Below are 17,151 nucleotides of genomic sequence, written 5' to 3' on the forward strand. Positions count from 1 at the left end.
ATGACCATTGAAGTTCGTGTTCCCACGCTTGGCGAATCTGTCACCGAAGCCACGGTTGCGACCTGGTTCAAGAAACCAGGTGACGCGGTGGCAATGGATGAGATGCTCTGTGAGCTTGAAACCGACAAGGTAACAGTTGAAGTTCCGGCGCCTGCCGCCGGCGTCATGGGCGAAATCGTCGCCGCCGAAGGTGAAACCGTTGGCGTTGACGCGTTGCTGGCCACCATAACAGCAGGCGAAGGCGCTGCCCCGGCCCCAGCCGCAGCCCCTGCACCCACAGCCGAGACCGCACCTGCCGCAGACGCTGGCAGCGTTGATGTGATGGTCCCTACTCTGGGTGAATCCGTCACCGAAGCTACTGTTTCCACATGGTTCAAACAGGTTGGCGATGCGGTCGCACAGGACGAAATGTTGTGCGAACTGGAAACCGACAAGGTATCGGTTGAGGTTCCGGCACCCGCCGCTGGCGTTCTGGCCGAAATCGTCGCCCCCGAAGGCACTACTGTGGATGCTTCGGCCAAGCTGGCCGTGATCTCGGGCTCGGGCGCTGCAGCTGCCCCTGCCGCGGCCCCGGCCGCCGCCGCAGCCCCTGCTGCAGCCACCACAGGCAAAGATATCGCCAACGCGCCGTCGGCTGAGAAGGCCATGGCGCAGGCCGGGTTGTCCGCCGATCAGGTGAGTGGCTCAGGTCGCGATGGTCGTATCATGAAAGAGGACGTGGCCCGCGCTGTGGCAACTGCCGCCGCTCCGGCGCCAGCTCCGGCCCCTGCTGCCGCGCCGCGCGCACCGGTCGCGGCCCATGACGCTGCACGCGAGGAACGGGTCAAGATGACCCGCTTGCGCCAGACCATCGCCAAGCGCCTGAAAGACAGCCAGAACACTGCCGCCATGCTGACCACCTATAACGAGGTGGACATGACCGAGGTGATGGCTCTGCGCAACCAGTACAAAGACCAGTTCGAGAAAAAGCACGGCGTGCGTCTGGGCTTTATGTCCTTCTTCACCAAAGCCTGCTGCCATGCTCTGAAGGAAGTGCCCGAGGTGAATGCCGAGATCGACGGCAATGACATCGTCTACAAGAACTTCGTCCACATGGGCGTGGCCGCCGGCACACCCACCGGTCTGGTGGTTCCGGTTATCCGCGACGCGGACTCGATGTCCTTTGCCGCTATCGAAAAAGCCATTGCCGAGAAAGGCAAACGGGCGCGTGACGGCAAGCTTTCGATGGAGGAAATGCAGGGTGGTACATTCACTATCTCGAATGGTGGTGTCTATGGCTCGCTGATGTCGTCGCCAATCCTGAACCCCCCGCAATCGGGTATCCTTGGTATGCACAAGATCCAGGACCGTCCGATGGCGATCAACGGTCAGGTTGTGATCCGTCCGATGATGTATCTGGCGCTGTCCTATGACCACAGGATCGTTGACGGCAAAGGCGCCGTGACCTTCCTTGTTCGTGTAAAAGAGGCGCTGGAAGATCCGCGCCGCCTGTTGATGGATCTGTAATTATGGCAACTCATGTATTGTGGCAGGCCGATGTGGCCGATTTCGATGCCTGGCTGAATGTATTCCGCGAAGACGAACCTATGCGCAAAGCGGCGGGTATCCGCGACTTGCACGTCTGGCGTGACCCGGATCAACGCGATCATGCCATCGCCATGTTCGAGGTTACAAATCTGGACAAGGCTCGGGCCTTTTTCGGCTCGGAAGAGCTGGCGATGCACCACGAGCGGGGCGGTATCGCCCATATCACGATCAAGCTTTTGGAACCGGTTTAAATTAAGCACGGCATGACCCATTCACATTGGGTCATGCAGCCACCGGTCAATCCGGTCGACTTAGGAGAGTATAATGGCAAACTATGATGTCATCGTAATTGGCGCTGGCCCCAGCGGCTATGTCTGTGCCATCCGCTGCGCCCAGTTGGGGCTGAAAACAGCCGTGGTCGAAGGGCGTGAAACGCTAGGCGGCACCTGCCTGAACGTGGGCTGCATCCCGTCCAAAGCACTGCTGCATGCCAGCCATCAACTGCACGAGGCCGAGCATAACTTTGCCAAAATGGGCCTGAAAGGCAAAAGCCCCTCGGTCGACTGGAAACAGATGCAGGCCTATAAGGACGAAGTGATCGAGGGCAACACCAAGGGTATCGAGTTCCTGTTCAAGAAGAACAAGATCGATTGGCTGAAGGGCTGGGGGTCGATCCCTGCTGCTGGCAAGGTCAAGGTCGGTGACGAAGTACACGAGACCAAGAACATCATCATTGCGTCCGGTTCCGAGCCATCTTCTTTGCCGGGTGTCGAAGTCGATGAAAAAGTTGTCGTGACCTCGACCGGCGCGTTGTCGCTTGGCAAGATTCCGAAAAAGATGGTCGTCATCGGCGCGGGCGTTATTGGTCTTGAACTGGGTTCGGTCTACAGCCGACTGGGGGCCGACGTGACGGTTATCGAGTTCCTCAAGGAAATCACGCCAGGCATGGACCCAGAGGTCCAGAAGACCTTCCAGCGTATCCTCAAGAAACAGGGCCTGAAATTTGTGATGGGCGCAGCGGTTCAGAAAACCGAGGCGACCAAGACCAAAGCCAAAGTTACTTACAAGCTGCTCAAGGATGACAGCGAGCACGTGATCGATGCCGACACCGTGCTGGTCGCCACCGGACGCAAGCCCTACTCGGACGGTTTGGGGCTGGAAGCACTGGGTGTGGAAATGACCCAACGCGGCCAGATCAAGGTGGGTTCCGACTGGCAGACCAACGTGCCGGGCATCTACGCCATCGGCGACGTGACCGAAGGCCCGATGCTGGCGCATAAGGCCGAAGACGAAGGCATGGCCGCCGCCGAACAGGTCGCCGGCAAGCATGGCCACGTCAACTATGGCGTCATTCCGGGTGTCATCTACACTTGGCCCGAAGTCGCCAATGTAGGCGAGACCGAAGCAACGCTAAAAGAACAAGGGCGCGCCTACAAGGTCGGCAAGTTTATGTTCATGGGCAATGGCCGCGCCAAGGCGAATTTTGCCTCGGACGGGTTCGTGAAAATCCTGGCCGACAAAGATACCGATCGTATTCTGGGCGCCCACATCATTGGCCCAGCGGCGGGCGATCTTATACACGAGGTCTGCGTTGCAATGGAATTCGGCGCCTCAGCTGAAGATCTGGCTCTGACTTGCCACGCGCACCCGACCTATTCCGAGGCGGTGCGTGAAGCGGCGCTAGCCTGTGGCGACGGCCCGATCCACAGCTGATGAACAATAAGCGATCCGGTCAATGCCGGGTCGCTTTCCGGTTTATTCTGCAGACTTCTCTGTAACCGGACCAACTTGGCGTGTTTGAGGATCGGTTGGCCGTTTCCGTTTTAAGATTCGCCACGCATCCCGGAACGGCAGGAAATACAATTTCATGCAGGTGTCCATTTCATGACCACGGTCTTTCTCGGTCACTCCGAATTTCACGTCTCGGTTGTCATCAGGCATTACATAAGTTCCGAACAGCACATCCCAGAACGGAAACATAAACGCGAAATTCTTGTCCAGATGATCCGGGTGGCAACTGTGATGCACGTGGTGATGGGCTGGCGAAGGAAACACCTTTGACCAGACACCGGGCCAGCGCAACCAGACATGGGAATGCCGCAGGTTATATCCAACGATATTGAACATAAACATCAACACAGGCACGCCCAGCAAAACCGGAAGGCTGGGTTGGTATCCCAAAACCCTGAATGTCACCCCGGTAAAAGCACCAGTGCCAAACCCAATCAGAGTTTTGTAAGCCAAATTGTCTATAGGGTGTTCCCGAAAATTAGAGATCGGGTGCATGACCTCGGCACTGTGATGCACCTTATGAAACTGCCACAGAAGCGGGATTTTGTGCTGCAAATAATGGATATAAAAACCTAGAAAATCCATGATCATGAAAAACAGAAACATAAAAATCAGGGTCACGAGAGCACCCTGCCAACCAATCAATGGCTTTGTTTCAACGACCTCATGCCCGGTCAGTGCTCCGCTGGTTAGTTGATAACCCAATGCGGCGGAGCCCGCAAAGACAGTCAAAAGTAAAAAATGACCAATCATCATATGAAAAAAGAAGTACCTAACATCTAGCCAAGCCGAAGGGTGCTCCCACACTTTCTTAGGGAACAAAAAACCCAGAAAGCTACTCTCGCCACATACGTGGGATGCGTTTTTTCGCTTGGACCTGTAGACTAAGAAAGCAATTAATACTGAACTACTCAAATAGACATGAAAGATGCGGTTGCTGGGGTCCAAAGGCGAAAGGAGCACACCTTGCGCATGATCAAGAAATGCGTTCCATAACAACTGAAGCTGCTGCATCGAGGCCTCCGAATTTTCGAAGATAGTATTTGCGGCTCTGAGTTTGTCCACTCTCGTGACAAGTCAATGGCGCATTGTGGGCAATTCACCACATTGTTTTTTCTGCGCGTGCGCCCCATTCGGCATCATAGCGCTCGCCACCTTCTTCTCCGTGGCTTACTTCAGCCAAAATTTGTCCCATGCTGGGAAGATCGGCGCTTTCGTCTCTGGCTGTCCATGTCCGGGCTCGCATCATGGCCCGGGCACATTGCGTGTAGATTTCAGCAATTTCGATGATGGCGACAGTCGCTGGCTGTTTACCATTTTTCTCAAACTGCGCGCGCAGCGTGACATCCGCAGTCAGACGCGCCGTGCCGTTCACACGCACCACGTTATTTGAACCGGGTACAAGAAACATCAGTGCTACACGGGAATCTCGCACGATATTGCGCAAGGAATCCAAGCGGTTGTTGCCACGCCAGTCCGGAAGGGCCAGCTTGTTGGGGGTAAGCTCAAGAACCACTGGGCCGTCATCGCCTCGTGGACTGCCATCAACGCCCTCGGGGCCAACTGTACTGAGAATGCACAGCCGCGAGGCCATGATCCATTTACGGTAAAGCGGCGTCAGGCTGTGTGCCACTTTCCGCAGCGCCGGCGCGCCGGGGGTGCCGTAAAGCCTTTCGAGCGTTTCGATATCCTCAATGAACTCCATCCCGAACAAACCCCACTTCTTTCATCAAAGCGTCAGACCGTGTTTCGATCACATTTTCCAATCGACCAAGGAACTCATTGCGGGCAACGCCCGGTTCAATCGGGTCGAGGAAATCGACAATTGCCAGCCCCGGCTTACGCATGACGCCTGTGCGCGGCCAAAATACCCCAGCGTTCGTAGCGACGGGAACACAGGGAAAGCCCAGACCTTCGTACAATACAGCCGTTCCAACCTTATAAGGTTTGTGCACCCCTGGTGCGACACGTGTACCCTGTGGGTAGATGACCAATTGGCCGGGTTCCGTGAATTCTTTGGCCACATCCTTGACCATCTTGGCAACTGCGGCACCCTTTTTGCCGCGATCGACCGGGATACAGCCCAGGCGGCGCGCATACATGCCGATGATTGGGGTCCACAAAAGCTCTTTTTTCATGATGAACTTACCGTGGGGAATGGCATCGAAAATCATGATGATGTCGAGGAAGGACTGATGCTTGGCACCGATTACCACTTCGTCCACCGGTACTGCTCCGCGCACCTCGGTGCGGATGCCGACCATCCAGCGGGCCAACCACATGGTGGACCGGGCATAAGTCTTACAAGCCTGCAATGCCCCGCGTTTTGTGAACAAAGCATAGGGGGCAAAGACGATGCCGAGGATCAGCATCCAAGCGTAAATCGTGATCATGAAGATCAAAGAGCGAACCCATTGAAACGCTGTTGCCATCACGAAAGTTCCTTCAATTTACGACTCGCGGCGGTCCACGTCGCCAGAAAGGCGACTGCTGCGCCCAGTAGTGGGATCACCGCAGGTAACAACCAACCCACACCCTGAAAACCAAGACCAGTCAAAAACCCGCCCTCATCCGAGGCCTCGGGCAGCAGGAGAACGCCGGTCATACCCAGCAACACCCCGACAACAGCCCCAAAGAAAGCCCGATAGGTAAAGCGGCGGACAAATGCGCGGGCGATAAAGCTGTCTCGGGCACCGACCAGACGCAGCACTTCTATAATCTGGGCGTTGGCGGCCAGCGAGGCATTGGCGGCCAGCGTGACCATTGCTGCAGTGGCTCCTCCGATCAACAGGATCGAGACCCACCCCAGCCGCCGCAGCGACATTGCAGCATCCACCAGCGGTTCGCGCCAACGGGTATGGTCGTCCAGCACGGCGCCCGGAACCTCGGCCCCAAGCCGCAGACGCAAACCAGCGGCATCCAGACCCGGCTCGCCCTCGATGATCTCGATGAGTTGCGGAATGGGCAACGTGTCCAGCGGCAGGTCAGGTCCAAACCAGGGTAGCAGCAGCGCGGCCTGCTCTTCGGTCGTCAATGCCCGTGCCGAAGCGACACCGGGCGTCTGGCTGAGAACGGTCAGCGCGGCCTCGGTCTGGGCCGCCAGTTGGTCGGCGGGGGCGTTGATGCGCAGCGTGGCCGCCCCCGCCAATTCGGTCGCCCAGCGATCCGCTAACCGGCCCGAGGCCAGAGACAAGGCCAACACAAACACCGCCAGAAATGCCATTGCACCTGACACGAACAGTGTCAGATGCGCGGTGTAGCCAGTGGGAGGCACGACGCGATCCGCACGCGCGTCCCGTTGCAGCAGATTCTGGATGATCTCTTTGTTCATAAATCCGCCCCTGCCAGTTGAACCTGACGTTGCGAAATGCGCAATACGCGCGCCTGCACGTGGCTTTTGGCGGCACGTATGAGGCTCAGGTCGTGGGTGGCGATCAGGACGGTTTTACCCATCCTATTCAGTTCGACCAGAAGCCGCAGAAGACGTTGCGACATTTCCCAATCGACATTGCCGGTGGGTTCATCCGCCAGTACCACGTCGGGCGACAAGATCACCGCGCGGGCCACTGCGGCGCGCTGACGCTCGCCCCCCGACAGTTCCGGCGGAAGTGCGTCCAATCGAGAGCCCAGGCCCACCCAGGAAAGCAATTCGCTTAGATCCTCCCGCTTTGCAGCCTCGGCCTGTCCGGATACCATCAGCGGCAGGGATACATTCTCGGCCACAGTCATATGATCCAAAAAGCGGCAATCCTGGTGCACGACCCCGATCCGGCGGCGCAGCAAGGCCATCTGATCCCGGTCCAGACCTGCAACATCTTCGCCGAATGCGCTGAGCCGCCCGGATGTGGGCAGCAGCGCACCATAACAGAGTTTGAGCAATGTGGTCTTTCCAGCGCCCGACGGGCCGGTCAGAAAATGAAACGATCCCGACTGCAACTGCAGGGAAACATCGCTCAATAACTCTCCACCGCCATAGGTGTAGCTGACATTTTCCAGCTCGATCACAAGGGCCCCCGTTTTAGTTGCCGCCCTTCTTGCCCGAGCGCGGTTGTTGTTTCAATGCCTGCACCGGGTCGAATTGGTGACATTTGTGCTACGAAACCGAAAACACCCTTTGCGGTCAGGTCTTAACCGAATATCATCTCTGAAAAAACTAATATCGGGCCAAAGCCCCGACCAGGAGGCAGCATGCGTCTTACATGTCCGAATTGCAGCGCCCAGTATGAGGTGCCTGATGAGGTCATTCCAGAAGAAGGCCGTGACGTTCAGTGCTCGAACTGCGAGAAAACCTGGTTTCAGGTCAAGCATGCGGATCAGCCGGTTGAAAAAGAACCTGCCCCAGTTGCTGAAGAACCCGCGGCCCCTAAACCTGCTGTTGAATCTGAGCCTGAACCTGTAGAAGAAGAACCAACCCCGGAAATGACGGCCGAGCCCGCCCCAGAACCCGAACCACAACCGACCAGCAGAAGTATCGATCCGGCGGTTGCCAACATTCTCAAGGAAGAAGCCGCCCGCGAGGCGGACCTGCGCGCAAAAGAAGGCGGCAGCCTTGAAATCCAACCCGATCTGGCACTGGACGCCCCGCCCGCTCCTGAACCCGAACGATCGGTCGAATACGTGCCGCCCTCGCAGCGCCCAGCGAAAATACGACAACGGGGCGCCTTGCCTGATGTTGATGCGATCAATTCAAGCCTCCGCAGCGATAAAGCTGCCACGAAACCCAAAGTCGAGGAGCGCGCGCCGCGCAAATCCGGTGGCGGGTTCATGCGTGGTTTTGCGTTGATCCTGATTGTGGGCGTCATATTGCTACTGGTTTACGGAAACGCGCAAAGAATCAGCGACGCAGTCCCACAAATCGAACCTATCCTGTCTACTTATGTCTCGTTGGTTGATCAGGCGCGAATCTGGCTTGAAACGCAGACCTCGGGCGCGGCACAAAATTAACCCTGCCTCGTACCTGACTAGAACCGCTCCAGCAGACGTTTAAGGTATTCCAGTTCAATCTGGGGGCGGTCCGTCTCGCCGGTGCGGCGGCGGATTTCGTCCAGCAATTCGCGTGCACGCCGATAGACATCCTCACCCTGAAGCAGGTTGTCATCGGTCGAGATTGATCCGTTCGCGCCTGGGCTACGACCCAGCGGATCGCGGTTTGTTGCCTGCATATCGCCTTGTTGCGAACCCTGGCCCGGCTGGTTTTGCTGGTTCTGGGCCAAAGCCTCACCCAGTGACCGCATACCTTCGCGCAGGGCTTCCATCGCTTCAGACTGGCGGTCGATGGCTTCGGCCAGATCATCGCTGCGCAGCGCATCTTCGGCCTCATCCATCGCACGTCCTGCTCGGCCCAACGCATCCCGCGCCGCGTCACCCTCGGGCGTGCCAGCACCCGGCAGGTTCTGTTGCTGGCGACCCAGCTCATCCCGTAACGCCTGTTGACGATCGGCCAGCGAGTCCTGGCCCGGTTGGCCACCACCATCTGTCTGATCCGAGCCCTGCCCCTGTCCGCCTTGTCCTTCGTGGCTCTGGCCTCGACCCAAGCCACCATTGCGGCCTTCATTGCCTTGGCTTTCACCGGCCTGCGCGCCGGGATTGAACTGTTCTTGCAGATCGCGGAACGCCTGATCGCTCAGACCCTGCTGTTCGCGTAGGGTTTCAGCCAATCCTTCCATTGCCTGCTGACCCTCGGATTGCTGACCTTGACCCTGTCCTTGCGTGATGCGCATGTTTTCCATCATCTGCTGGAACTCTTCCAGCGCCTGCTGCGCCTCGGCCATACGGCCCTGTTCCATCAGCTCTTGAATGCGGTCCATCATCCGCTGCAAATCATCCTGCGTCATCTGCAGGGTTTCGCCGTTCTGCCCCTGCTGATTTTCGTCGAACTCACCATTTTCCTGCGCCAAACGCTGAAGTTGGCGCATGTAATCCTGCGTCGCTTCACGCAGCTCTTGCATCAAATCGGCGATTTCCTCATCGGTGGCACCGTTCTTCATCGCCTCGGTCAGACGTTCCTGCGCCCGACGCATGCGTTCCAAAGCGTCTGCCAAGGTGCCTTCTTCGATCAAAACCGCCAAATCCCAAAGCGCCTGCGCGATTTCTTCTTGCTGCTCTGATGTCAGCCCATAATCGTTGAACGTCTCCAGCCGCCGCAGGGTCACACGCAAGCGCAGATACGCAGTATCGGACCGGAAAACATCTTCGGGCAAGTGCGAGACCGCCCGCAAAATCTGCGCCACCCGCGACGCGTTATCTCGCGCCCAAAGCAAGTCGCGTCGCTGTTCGATCACTGCGGCCGCCAACGGATCAAAGAACCGACGTGCAGGTAACTGACTCATGTAGGGATCGGATTGGCTTTCCTGATCAGCGGCATCTCGCACCATCAAAGTAATTTTCACAGGCAGATGCGCCCAAGGGTGCTCCGAGAAATCCTCGATCAGGTCTTCGGTGAAATCGGCCCGATCACCAATAATCGGCATCGGCAACTCGACCTCGATCACATCGCGCGGTTCGGGGTCGGTTATCAGACCATAACGACGGTCAACTGCGGGCAAATCCAGTTCGATCAGGGCTGACCCGGACACAACACCATAATCGTCAGTGGCCGCGAAAGGCAGCTTCATCTGCCCACCTGCCTCGGATTCGGCGTCTTCAGTCACGGCAACCTGCGGAGCGGTGTCCGCAATGACCTGCAGCGCCCAGTCGCGCCCAGACGGTCCGTCAATCGTCAACGTCCCCGAACGTTCGGCGACAAATTCCTGTTCCGGCTCAGTCCTGTCCTCAGCGCCCAGAGGCGATGTCGTCTCGGTCAGGCTATGGGCACCAACCTCGCCATAGAACCGCAAGGTCACGCGACTACCTTGTGGCACTGACAGCATCGGGTCAGACTGATCCGCCAGATACAGCGTGGGCAACCCGGTATAGCGCGGCGGTTCTACCCAGCCCTCCCAACTTGGCCCCTGCCCGGCAACAGCAGCGCCCGGAGCCATCTCGGTCACCGAGCCAATGCGCCAGACGGAACCGAACAACACGGCAATCACCAGCGCCAACAATGCTGAATAGCGCAGGGCATACGGATCGCGATCCGCCAACCTCAGATCAGGTTTGACCGGTTCCGCTTGCGCCGTTCGCTGCGCCATTCGGGTCTGGTGCGCATGCCACAGCGCCACCGAATCCGCGTCCATCGCGCCAATAGCCTGTTCGTCCAACAACGCCTGAATCGGACGTCCCGGCAAAGATTCGTCCAGCCGCACCAGCGCCTCGGCCCGGCTGGGAAAATGGAACCGCCGGATGCCCCAAACCAATGCGACCAGCAGGCCAAGACCTGCCACAGCACCCACAGCCCAGACCACTTCAACCCGAACGTGATCCTGCAATCCCAGCATCAAAGCAGCCAGAATCGCCATGGAAATCGAAAAGAACGGCCAGAGTGCGCGCAATTCTCGCTCGGCCAGCATCCCTGCATATGTCAGCCACAGGGACAGTCTCGGGATCGGCAGGTTCGGTCTTGCGGTCAAGGCGGGCCTCCTAAACAGGCCCGGACGGTCATCGCGTCAGAGCCACTCGGGTATGGTATCGCGGTTTATGATTTCGTCAAAGCTTGGACGTTCACGAATGACTGCAAATTGATCCCCATGCACCAGAACCTCGGGAATCAGCGGTCGGGTGTTATATTCACTGGCCATCACAGCGCCATAGGCCCCGGCACTGCGGAAAGCGACCAGATCGCCCGCCTGCAAAGGCGGCATATTGCGCTGCTTGGCAAACGTATCGCCGGTCTCACAAACCGGGCCGACGATGTCATAGGGTTGTTGTTCCACACCCGCCTCAGGTTCCTGAACCGAGACAATGTCATGATGCGCCTCATACATGGCCGGGCGGATCAGGTCATTCATAGCGCCATCAATAATCAGGAAATCACGGCCTTCACCGGATTTCACATAAATCACTTTGCTGATCATCAGCCCAGCATTACCAGCGATCAACCGGCCGGGTTCAATCTCGATCTCACAATTCAAATGGCCCAGTGTCTTCTTGATCAGCGCGCCATATTCCATCGGCAGCGGCGGCGCATCATTGGCGCGGGTGTAAGGAATGCCCAAACCGCCCCCCAGATCGAGCCGCCGGATATTGTGACCCTCGGCGCGCAATTGCTCGGTCAGTTCAGCGACCTTGGTATAGGCCAGCTCAAATGGCTCAAGCTCGGTCAGTTGCGAACCGATATGGACATCGATGCCGATCACCTCCAGCCCCGGCAGGGTGGCGGCGTGGGCATAGACCTCTGAGGCGCGGGCGATCGGGATGCCAAACTTGTTTTCCGACTTACCTGTGGCGATCTTGGCGTGGGTTTTGGCGTCCACGTCCGGGTTCACCCGCACGGTAATCGGTGCGACCACGCCCAGCTCCAACGCAACCGCGTTGATCACTTCCATCTCGGGTTCGGATTCCACGTTGAACTGGCGAATGCCGCCGGTCAGTGCGGTGCGAATTTCATCGGCCGTTTTGCCGACGCCCGAGAATACGATCTTGTCGCCCGGAACGCCTGCTGCCTTGGCGCGCAGATATTCCCCGCCCGAGACCACATCCATTCCCGCACCCGCCTGGGCCAGCGTCTTCAGAATCGCCTGATTGCTGGCCGCCTTCATTGCGTAACAGACAAGATGGTCGGTGCCCTCCAACGCGTCATCGAACAGCTGGAAATGCCGCAGCAAAGTTGCCGTCGAATAGACATAAAAAGGTGTCCCAACCGCTGCAGCGATTTCAGAGATAGGGACATCCTCGGCGTGAAGCGCGCCGTCGCGATAGAGAAAGTGATCCATAACTGCGCGCTTAGACCAAAATGCCCCCGCGGATCAATGGATTCTACGCCTATCGGGGCATTCCTTTAATTGACCGTCGACACGCCAACCCGGCCATAGCCTGAGATCGAGATGCCCGACCCGCTGGATTCAGGCGCGGGTTCGGGGCGAGAGCTGGACGATGGGTCGCAGGCTGCCAGAGTGGCAAGGCACAGAATTAGGCCGGCGGTTTTCATTGTGTCATCTTTTCCGGTGATTTTGGCGCAGGGCCGATCATGCATAGCAAGTGGGTAACGCTCGGTGAAATTGCAATTAAATCGGCGCTTAAATGCCAAGATAAACGCCCAGTCCGCCACGCCGCAGGCCGACACCACCACCGACATAGGTGCCGCTACTGCCGACTCCGACATTGGCGCTCATCGAGGGTTGGACAGGCTCGCCATCCGCGCCGCATCCGGCCAGGGCGAACCCGACCGAAATCAGAAACACCAAACGCAGTATCCGCATCACACCAGCGCCTTCCACCGCTTGATCTGGGCACGCACCTGATCCGGCGCCGTACCACCATAGGACTGACGCGAGTTTACCGAATTTTCGACGGTAAGGACAGAATAGACATCATTCGTGATATCGGCATGGACGGATTGCATGTCTTCGAGGGTCAGGTCAGGCAGGTCGCAGCCCTTGCCCTCGGCCATTGCCACCAAGGACCCGGTAACATGGTGCGCGTCGCGGAATGGCAGGCCCAGCACCCGCACCAGCCAGTCGGCCAGATCGGTCGCGGTCGAGAAACCGGACCCTGCCGCTGCGGCCAGGCTTTCGCGGTTCGCGGTCATGTCCTTGACCATGCCCTCCATCGCCGCCAGCGCCAGCATCCAGTTGTCGGCGGCGTCAAAAACCTGCTCTTTGTCTTCCTGCATGTCCTTGGAATAGGCCAGTGGCAGGCCCTTCATCACCATCATCAGCGCGGTATTTGCACCATATATCCGCCCCACTTTGGCGCGGATTAGTTCTGCTGCATCGGGGTTCTTTTTCTGCGGCATGATCGACGATCCGGTCGAGAACCGATCCGACAGGGTGACAAAACGGAACTGGGCCGAGGACCAGATCACAAGTTCCTCTGCAAAGCGCGACAGGTGCACGGCACAGATCGAGGCGGTCGACAGGAATTCAAGCGCGAAATCGCGGTCGCTAACGGCATCCAAAGAGTTTGCTGCAGGGCGGTCAAAGCCCAACGCTTCGGCAGTCATTTGGCGGTCGATGGGGAACGATGTTCCGGCCAGCGCGGCAGCACCCAAGGGGGATTCGTTCATCCGGGCGCGGGCGTCACGGACGCGGGACAGGTCGCGGCCAAACATCTCCACATAGGCCATCATGTGGTGACCCCATGTCACCGGCTGCGCGGTTTGCAGGTGGGTGAAGCCCGGCATGACCCAATCGGCGCCGGCCTCAGCCTGCGCCAAAAGCGCACGGATCAGGGCCAAAAGGCCGGTTTCCGCCGCGTCCAGCTGATCACGGACCCACAATTTAAAGTCCGTCGCCACCTGGTCATTTCGCGACCGGCCCGTGTGCAAACGTCCTGCGGGCTCACCAATCACCTCTTTCAGCCGCGCCTCAACATTCATGTGAATGTCTTCCAGCGCGGTCGAGAACCGAAATTCTCCGTTCTGAATTTCTGACAAAACGGTGAGCAGCCCTTCCCGAATGGCTTCGGCGTCACTATCAGTTATAACGCCTGTGGCGGCCAACATGGCGGCATGGGCACGCGAGCCTGCGATGTCCTGGGCTGCCATCCGCTGATCGAACCCGATCGAGGCATTGATCGCCTCCATGATCGCGTCTGGACCGGCGGCAAAGCGGCCGCCCCACATCTGGTTCGAGGATTGATCGGTCATGTAAGAAAACCCGGAGTTGATATGCGCCTATTTCGTCTGATCCCCCTTTATATGGCCCTTGCGCTGGGTGCAAATGCGGCTTTGGCCACGGATGCGGAAACTCTGGGTCCATTGCGGGACGGCACCCTGAAGCGCTTGATTCTGCATTCTGAACCGAAACCCGCCAAGGAAATCGAGTTCCAGTTGGAAGATGATGGCGGCATTGGCACGCTTGAGGACTATGCCGGGAAATATGTTCTGGTGAATTTCTGGGCAACCTGGTGCGCGCCCTGCCGCAAAGAAATGCCTCAGATCGCCGAGCTGCAGGAAGAATTCGGCGGTGACAAGTTTCAGGTTCTGACCCTTGCCACCGGGCGCAACTCACCGGCCGGGATCAAGAAGTTCTTCGAAGAAAACGGCATCACCAACCTACCACGCCATCAGGACCCCAAATCAGCCGCCGCGCGTGAATTCGGCGTCGTGGCGTTGCCAATCACCGTCATCCTGAACCCGCAAGGTCAAGAGATCGCGCGGCTGATTGGCGATGCGGAATGGAATTCAGACAGCGCCAAGGCGATTATCGCGACACTGGTCGGTGCTGAAAGCTAAGTACAACACATAAGAAATTCACGAATCATGCTATTCTCTCAGCTTTAATCGTTGGGAGAATAGTTATGAAATAAATTGTCACCCTGGCCGCGGCGGTCAGTGTTCTATGCATTGCGGCGCCTACAGCAGATGCAAAAGACATCAAAAAGAAACAGCAATTCATGGATGCTGTCGTTGGCAAGAAACTCGTGAGCGGCGGATCTTGGCCTATCGTTACTGCTGATGGCACGATACAGGGGGAAATCGCCAAAAATGGCAAAATCAAAGATGCTTGGGTCTGGAACAAAAGATATTTTTGCCGGAATGTCTTTGTTGGGACAAAGCAGCTTCCTGAGGACGGCCAGAAAGTCACAATCGACGGTGAACAGGTAACTTTCACACGTGATAAGGGAAAAGGTGAGGCCGTGCCTATGACCATTTCCAACTAGGTAGAAAACACTGCATTTTTTTGTGCTAGAATGAAACCGGTCCCTTTGGACCGGTTTTTCTGTTGGTTACCAGTGAAAGGAGGCGACAATGAAACCAGTGGTTCTGTTGATCGGTCGCTTGCCGAATGTCATCGGCGACGTGGCGCGGCGCTTGGATCACATGCCAATCCAATGGCTGGGCGCGCATGATCAGGACGAGGTCCGGCGGCAACTGGATGCCGAACCTCGGATCGTCTGCGCCATCATAGGCGCGGGCCTGGATGACAAGATACGCGGAGAGATGGTGGGCATAATCGCGGCACGCAGGCCGGACATCTGCATTCACCTCAAAGACAGGGCATCAGGCCCTGACGGGCTGGTGCCCTTTGTCGAACGTGTGGTGCAGCACCAAATCTTGGATACGCTCGAAGCAAGCTGACGCGACGCTACCTTTGACAGCGTCATGACCGCTCTGCACTCTGCCGAGCGGGAGGAAAGAATGCCGCTTGAAATACTTCTGGTTTTGGTGGTCGGAGGCATCATCGGCATCACCGTGCTGCTGCATCTGTCAGGGCAGTCGCGCGTACGGGAACTGACCCCCCAAACTGCGCGCACGGAATGGCTGCGCCATGCGCCTGACGACATGATAATCGACATTACAATCTCACATGACAAACGGTCCGCCCTGATCAGGTCCGAGACCGGCAACGGGCTGCTGTGGTCCTTTGGTGCCGACACGGTGGCGCGTCACCTGCTGGATTTCAACTGGATCAAGCACCCAGAGGGGTTCGAGGTTCAGTTCCACGACTTCGGCACACCCAAAACCCTCATCCGACTAGACGATTTCGAACGCCCGCACTGGCACAACCTGATGGATCCCGCATGACCGATCAAGTGAGCTTTCCCGACGCCGTGCAATGGGCGGTTCCCTTCTTCATTACCGCCATTCTGGCCGAGTTCCTGTGGATTGCCTTCAAAGGCAAAGGTGGGCGGTACGAGACGCGGGATGCAGTGACCTCTTTGGTGATGGGTGCCGGAAACATCGCCTCAGGCTTGTTGCTTGGGTTTATCGCCTATGGGTTCTTTATGTGGCTGTGGCAGATCACTCCGCTGAACCTTGGCACCTCGATCCCTGTGATTGTCCTGTGTTTTGTGCTGGATGACCTGCGCTACTACTGGGTGCACCGGTTCGGACATCGCATCCGCTGGGTCTGGGCCAGCCATGTGAATCACCACAGTTCTCAGCACTACAACCTGACCACCGCCTTGCGGCAAACCTGGACCTATACATTCACCTTCATGATGGTAGTCCGCGCTCCCCTGATCCTGATGGGCTTTCATCCGGCGATGGTACTGTTCTGCGGCGGGTTGAACCTGATCTACCAGTTCTGGATTCATACTGAGGCGATCGGCAAAATGCCCCGTTGGTTCGAGGCAGTGATGAACACCCCCAGCCACCACCGCGCCCATCACGGCCGTAACGCGCGTTATCTGGATTGCAACTATGCGGGCGTTTTCATCATCTGGGACAAGATGTTCGGCACTTTTGTACCTGAGCAAGAGAATGACCGCGTCGATTACGGGTTGGTACACAATATCGGCACGTTCAACCCGCTGCGCGTAGCCTTCCACGAATGGGTCGGCATCTGGCGCGACGCAACGCAGCCGGGACTGACCCTGCGCGAACGTCTGGCTTATTGCTTTGCACCGCCGGGCTACAGTCATGACGGCAGCCGTGAAAACTCAGCACAGATCAAAGCGCGGCATTTGGCACGCCACCCCGAGGACAGTGGAACGCCCGGTTTTGAGCAATTCGAGGCCGGAACGCCCAAATCACAAGCGAAACAGGCATAAATTTACCGGTCTGCCCTCGGTCACCTTGAAAGCGGGATATCACATTCCATATGCAACGGATGTGATCCATATCGAGTAACCGGAGGCCGACATGACTCGCTTGACGACAGCTTCAACTACGTTTGGCCTGTTGGGTCTTGTTCTGGCCATGTTGACAGTGCTGGCCGGAGGATCATCGGCAATCGTAGTATTGGGTTTCATCATGCTGGTACTGGGCTTTGCGGGCGCAGTTGTCGGTGGCGTCGCCGCATTGGGTCGTATCTGGGAAACTTCGCGCTGAATCGCGTATACTTTGCACCT

At 57.7% G+C, this 17,151-nt stretch carries 20 protein-coding genes; 10 read left to right on the forward strand and 10 right to left on the reverse strand.

Annotation, left to right across the window (positions count from 1 at the left end; genetic code table 11):
• The 3 genes from odhB to lpdA all read left to right on the forward strand — a co-directional run bounded on the left by odhB (position 1) and on the right by lpdA (position 3,240).
• Positions 1-1,506 (forward strand): 2-oxoglutarate dehydrogenase complex dihydrolipoyllysine-residue succinyltransferase, encoded by a 1,506-nt coding sequence (gene odhB / locus ACR0D7_RS09770; protein WP_480678849.1) that lies wholly within the window; start codon positions 1-3, stop codon positions 1,504-1,506.
• A 2-nt stretch (positions 1,507-1,508) separates the two neighbouring features.
• Complete coding sequence (locus ACR0D7_RS09775; RefSeq protein WP_170385777.1) at positions 1,509-1,778, forward strand: hypothetical protein; 270 nt, start codon at positions 1,509-1,511, stop codon at positions 1,776-1,778.
• Positions 1,779-1,851: 73 nt separating this feature from the next.
• Complete coding sequence (gene lpdA, locus ACR0D7_RS09780; RefSeq protein ID WP_480678850.1) at positions 1,852-3,240, forward strand: dihydrolipoyl dehydrogenase; 1,389 nt, start codon at positions 1,852-1,854, stop codon at positions 3,238-3,240.
• A gap of 42 nt (positions 3,241-3,282) precedes the next feature.
• Here lpdA and ACR0D7_RS09785 read toward each other — a convergent pair whose 3' ends face one another.
• From ACR0D7_RS09785 to ACR0D7_RS09805, 5 genes are all read right to left on the reverse strand, one after another.
• Positions 3,283-4,332, reverse strand: a complete 1,050-nt coding sequence (locus ACR0D7_RS09785; protein ID WP_480678851.1) for a sterol desaturase family protein — start codon at positions 4,330-4,332, stop codon at positions 3,283-3,285.
• Between the two features lie 85 nt (positions 4,333-4,417).
• Positions 4,418-5,023 (reverse strand): pyridoxamine 5'-phosphate oxidase family protein, encoded by a 606-nt coding sequence (locus tag ACR0D7_RS09790; protein WP_480678852.1) that lies wholly within the window; start codon positions 5,021-5,023, stop codon positions 4,418-4,420.
• A complete protein-coding gene (locus ACR0D7_RS09795; protein WP_480678853.1) occupies positions 5,010-5,750 on the reverse strand; it encodes a lysophospholipid acyltransferase family protein in 741 nt (246 codons plus the stop codon). The genes ACR0D7_RS09790 and ACR0D7_RS09795 overlap by 14 nt, the downstream gene beginning before the upstream one ends.
• Positions 5,750-6,649, reverse strand: coding sequence for a cell division protein FtsX (locus ACR0D7_RS09800; protein WP_480678854.1), 900 nt, complete (start codon positions 6,647-6,649; stop codon positions 5,750-5,752). The genes ACR0D7_RS09795 and ACR0D7_RS09800 overlap by 1 nt, the downstream gene beginning before the upstream one ends.
• Positions 6,646-7,323: a cell division ATP-binding protein FtsE gene (locus ACR0D7_RS09805; RefSeq protein ID WP_480678855.1), complete on the reverse strand. Its 678-nt coding sequence runs from the start codon at positions 7,321-7,323 to the stop codon at positions 6,646-6,648. The genes ACR0D7_RS09800 and ACR0D7_RS09805 overlap by 4 nt, the downstream gene beginning before the upstream one ends.
• A 183-nt stretch (positions 7,324-7,506) precedes the next feature.
• On the opposite strand from ACR0D7_RS09805, the gene ACR0D7_RS09810 reads away from it, so the two are divergent.
• On the forward strand, positions 7,507-8,262 hold the full coding sequence (locus ACR0D7_RS09810) for a zinc-ribbon domain-containing protein (protein WP_480678856.1): 756 nt from the start codon (positions 7,507-7,509) through the stop codon (positions 8,260-8,262).
• A gap of 17 nt (positions 8,263-8,279) precedes the next feature.
• On the opposite strand, the gene ACR0D7_RS09815 is transcribed toward ACR0D7_RS09810, so the two are convergent.
• The 5 genes from ACR0D7_RS09815 to argH all read right to left on the reverse strand — a co-directional run bounded on the left by ACR0D7_RS09815 (position 8,280) and on the right by argH (position 14,002).
• On the reverse strand, positions 8,280-10,826 hold the full coding sequence (locus tag ACR0D7_RS09815) for a TIGR02302 family protein (protein WP_480678857.1): 2,547 nt from the start codon (positions 10,824-10,826) through the stop codon (positions 8,280-8,282).
• A gap of 36 nt (positions 10,827-10,862) precedes the next feature.
• Positions 10,863-12,128 carry a diaminopimelate decarboxylase gene (lysA, locus tag ACR0D7_RS09820; protein ID WP_170573826.1) on the reverse strand — a complete coding sequence of 422 codons (1,266 nt, stop codon included), beginning with the start codon at positions 12,126-12,128 and terminating at the stop codon, positions 10,863-10,865.
• Between the two features lie 65 nt (positions 12,129-12,193).
• The gene (locus ACR0D7_RS09825; protein ID WP_480678858.1) at positions 12,194-12,343 is read right to left on the reverse strand and encodes a hypothetical protein; all 150 of its coding nucleotides are present in this window, start codon (positions 12,341-12,343) and stop codon (positions 12,194-12,196) included.
• 88 nt (positions 12,344-12,431) lie between these two features.
• Entirely contained in the window at positions 12,432-12,614 is a 183-nt protein-coding gene (locus ACR0D7_RS09830; protein ID WP_480678859.1) for an argininosuccinate lyase, read from the reverse strand.
• On the reverse strand, positions 12,614-14,002 hold the full coding sequence (gene argH, locus ACR0D7_RS09835; protein WP_480678860.1) for an argininosuccinate lyase: 1,389 nt from the start codon (positions 14,000-14,002) through the stop codon (positions 12,614-12,616). Before argH ends, ACR0D7_RS09830 begins: the two co-directional genes overlap by 1 nt.
• A 21-nt stretch (positions 14,003-14,023) precedes the next feature.
• On the opposite strand from argH, the gene ACR0D7_RS09840 reads away from it, so the two are divergent.
• The 6 genes from ACR0D7_RS09840 (at position 14,024) to ACR0D7_RS09865 (ending at position 17,131) form a co-directional block, all read left to right on the forward strand.
• A complete protein-coding gene (locus ACR0D7_RS09840; RefSeq protein WP_170385748.1) occupies positions 14,024-14,590 on the forward strand; it encodes a TlpA disulfide reductase family protein in 567 nt (188 codons plus the stop codon).
• 161 nt (positions 14,591-14,751) lie between these two features.
• The gene (locus ACR0D7_RS09845) at positions 14,752-15,018 is read left to right on the forward strand and encodes a hypothetical protein (RefSeq protein ID WP_480678861.1); all 267 of its coding nucleotides are present in this window, start codon (positions 14,752-14,754) and stop codon (positions 15,016-15,018) included.
• Positions 15,019-15,106: 88 nt separating this feature from the next.
• Positions 15,107-15,436 (forward strand): hypothetical protein, encoded by a 330-nt coding sequence (locus tag ACR0D7_RS09850; protein WP_170385742.1) that lies wholly within the window; start codon positions 15,107-15,109, stop codon positions 15,434-15,436.
• Between the two features lie 60 nt (positions 15,437-15,496).
• On the forward strand, positions 15,497-15,883 hold the full coding sequence (locus tag ACR0D7_RS09855) for a hypothetical protein (protein ID WP_480678862.1): 387 nt from the start codon (positions 15,497-15,499) through the stop codon (positions 15,881-15,883).
• Positions 15,880-16,851: a sterol desaturase family protein gene (locus ACR0D7_RS09860; RefSeq protein WP_480678863.1), complete on the forward strand. Its 972-nt coding sequence runs from the start codon at positions 15,880-15,882 to the stop codon at positions 16,849-16,851. Before ACR0D7_RS09855 ends, ACR0D7_RS09860 begins: the two co-directional genes overlap by 4 nt.
• 91 nt (positions 16,852-16,942) lie before the next feature.
• Positions 16,943-17,131 carry a hypothetical protein gene (locus tag ACR0D7_RS09865; protein WP_480678864.1) on the forward strand — a complete coding sequence of 63 codons (189 nt, stop codon included), beginning with the start codon at positions 16,943-16,945 and terminating at the stop codon, positions 17,129-17,131.
• Positions 17,132-17,151: the final 20 nt, after the last annotated feature.

Source organism: Ruegeria sp. BB7 (assembly GCF_056539365.1).

Coding starts and splice junctions, on each gene's coding strand:
- ACR0D7_RS09865 (WP_480678864.1), top strand. CDS start 16,943: ATGACTCGCTTGACGACAGCTTCAACTACGTTTGGCCTGTTGGGTCTT.
- ACR0D7_RS09845 (WP_480678861.1), top strand. CDS start 14,752: ATGGATGCTGTCGTTGGCAAGAAACTCGTGAGCGGCGGATCTTGGCCT.
- lpdA (WP_480678850.1), top strand. CDS start 1,852: ATGGCAAACTATGATGTCATCGTAATTGGCGCTGGCCCCAGCGGCTAT.
- ACR0D7_RS09790 (WP_480678852.1), bottom strand. CDS start 5,023: ATGGAGTTCATTGAGGATATCGAAACGCTCGAAAGGCTTTACGGCACC.
- ACR0D7_RS09775 (WP_170385777.1), top strand. CDS start 1,509: ATGGCAACTCATGTATTGTGGCAGGCCGATGTGGCCGATTTCGATGCC.
- ACR0D7_RS09785 (WP_480678851.1), bottom strand. CDS start 4,332: ATGCAGCAGCTTCAGTTGTTATGGAACGCATTTCTTGATCATGCGCAA.
- ACR0D7_RS09825 (WP_480678858.1), bottom strand. CDS start 12,343: ATGAAAACCGCCGGCCTAATTCTGTGCCTTGCCACTCTGGCAGCCTGC.
- odhB (WP_480678849.1), top strand. CDS start 1: ATGACCATTGAAGTTCGTGTTCCCACGCTTGGCGAATCTGTCACCGAA.
- lysA (WP_170573826.1), bottom strand. CDS start 12,128: ATGGATCACTTTCTCTATCGCGACGGCGCGCTTCACGCCGAGGATGTC.
- ACR0D7_RS09850 (WP_170385742.1), top strand. CDS start 15,107: ATGAAACCAGTGGTTCTGTTGATCGGTCGCTTGCCGAATGTCATCGGC.
- ACR0D7_RS09840 (WP_170385748.1), top strand. CDS start 14,024: ATGCGCCTATTTCGTCTGATCCCCCTTTATATGGCCCTTGCGCTGGGT.
- argH (WP_480678860.1), bottom strand. CDS start 14,002: ATGACCGATCAATCCTCGAACCAGATGTGGGGCGGCCGCTTTGCCGCC.
- ACR0D7_RS09855 (WP_480678862.1), top strand. CDS start 15,497: ATGCCGCTTGAAATACTTCTGGTTTTGGTGGTCGGAGGCATCATCGGC.
- ACR0D7_RS09810 (WP_480678856.1), top strand. CDS start 7,507: ATGCGTCTTACATGTCCGAATTGCAGCGCCCAGTATGAGGTGCCTGAT.
- ACR0D7_RS09800 (WP_480678854.1), bottom strand. CDS start 6,649: ATGAACAAAGAGATCATCCAGAATCTGCTGCAACGGGACGCGCGTGCG.
- ACR0D7_RS09830 (WP_480678859.1), bottom strand. CDS start 12,614: ATGCGGATACTGCGTTTGGTGTTTCTGATTTCGGTCGGGTTCGCCCTG.
- ACR0D7_RS09795 (WP_480678853.1), bottom strand. CDS start 5,750: ATGGCAACAGCGTTTCAATGGGTTCGCTCTTTGATCTTCATGATCACG.
- ACR0D7_RS09860 (WP_480678863.1), top strand. CDS start 15,880: ATGACCGATCAAGTGAGCTTTCCCGACGCCGTGCAATGGGCGGTTCCC.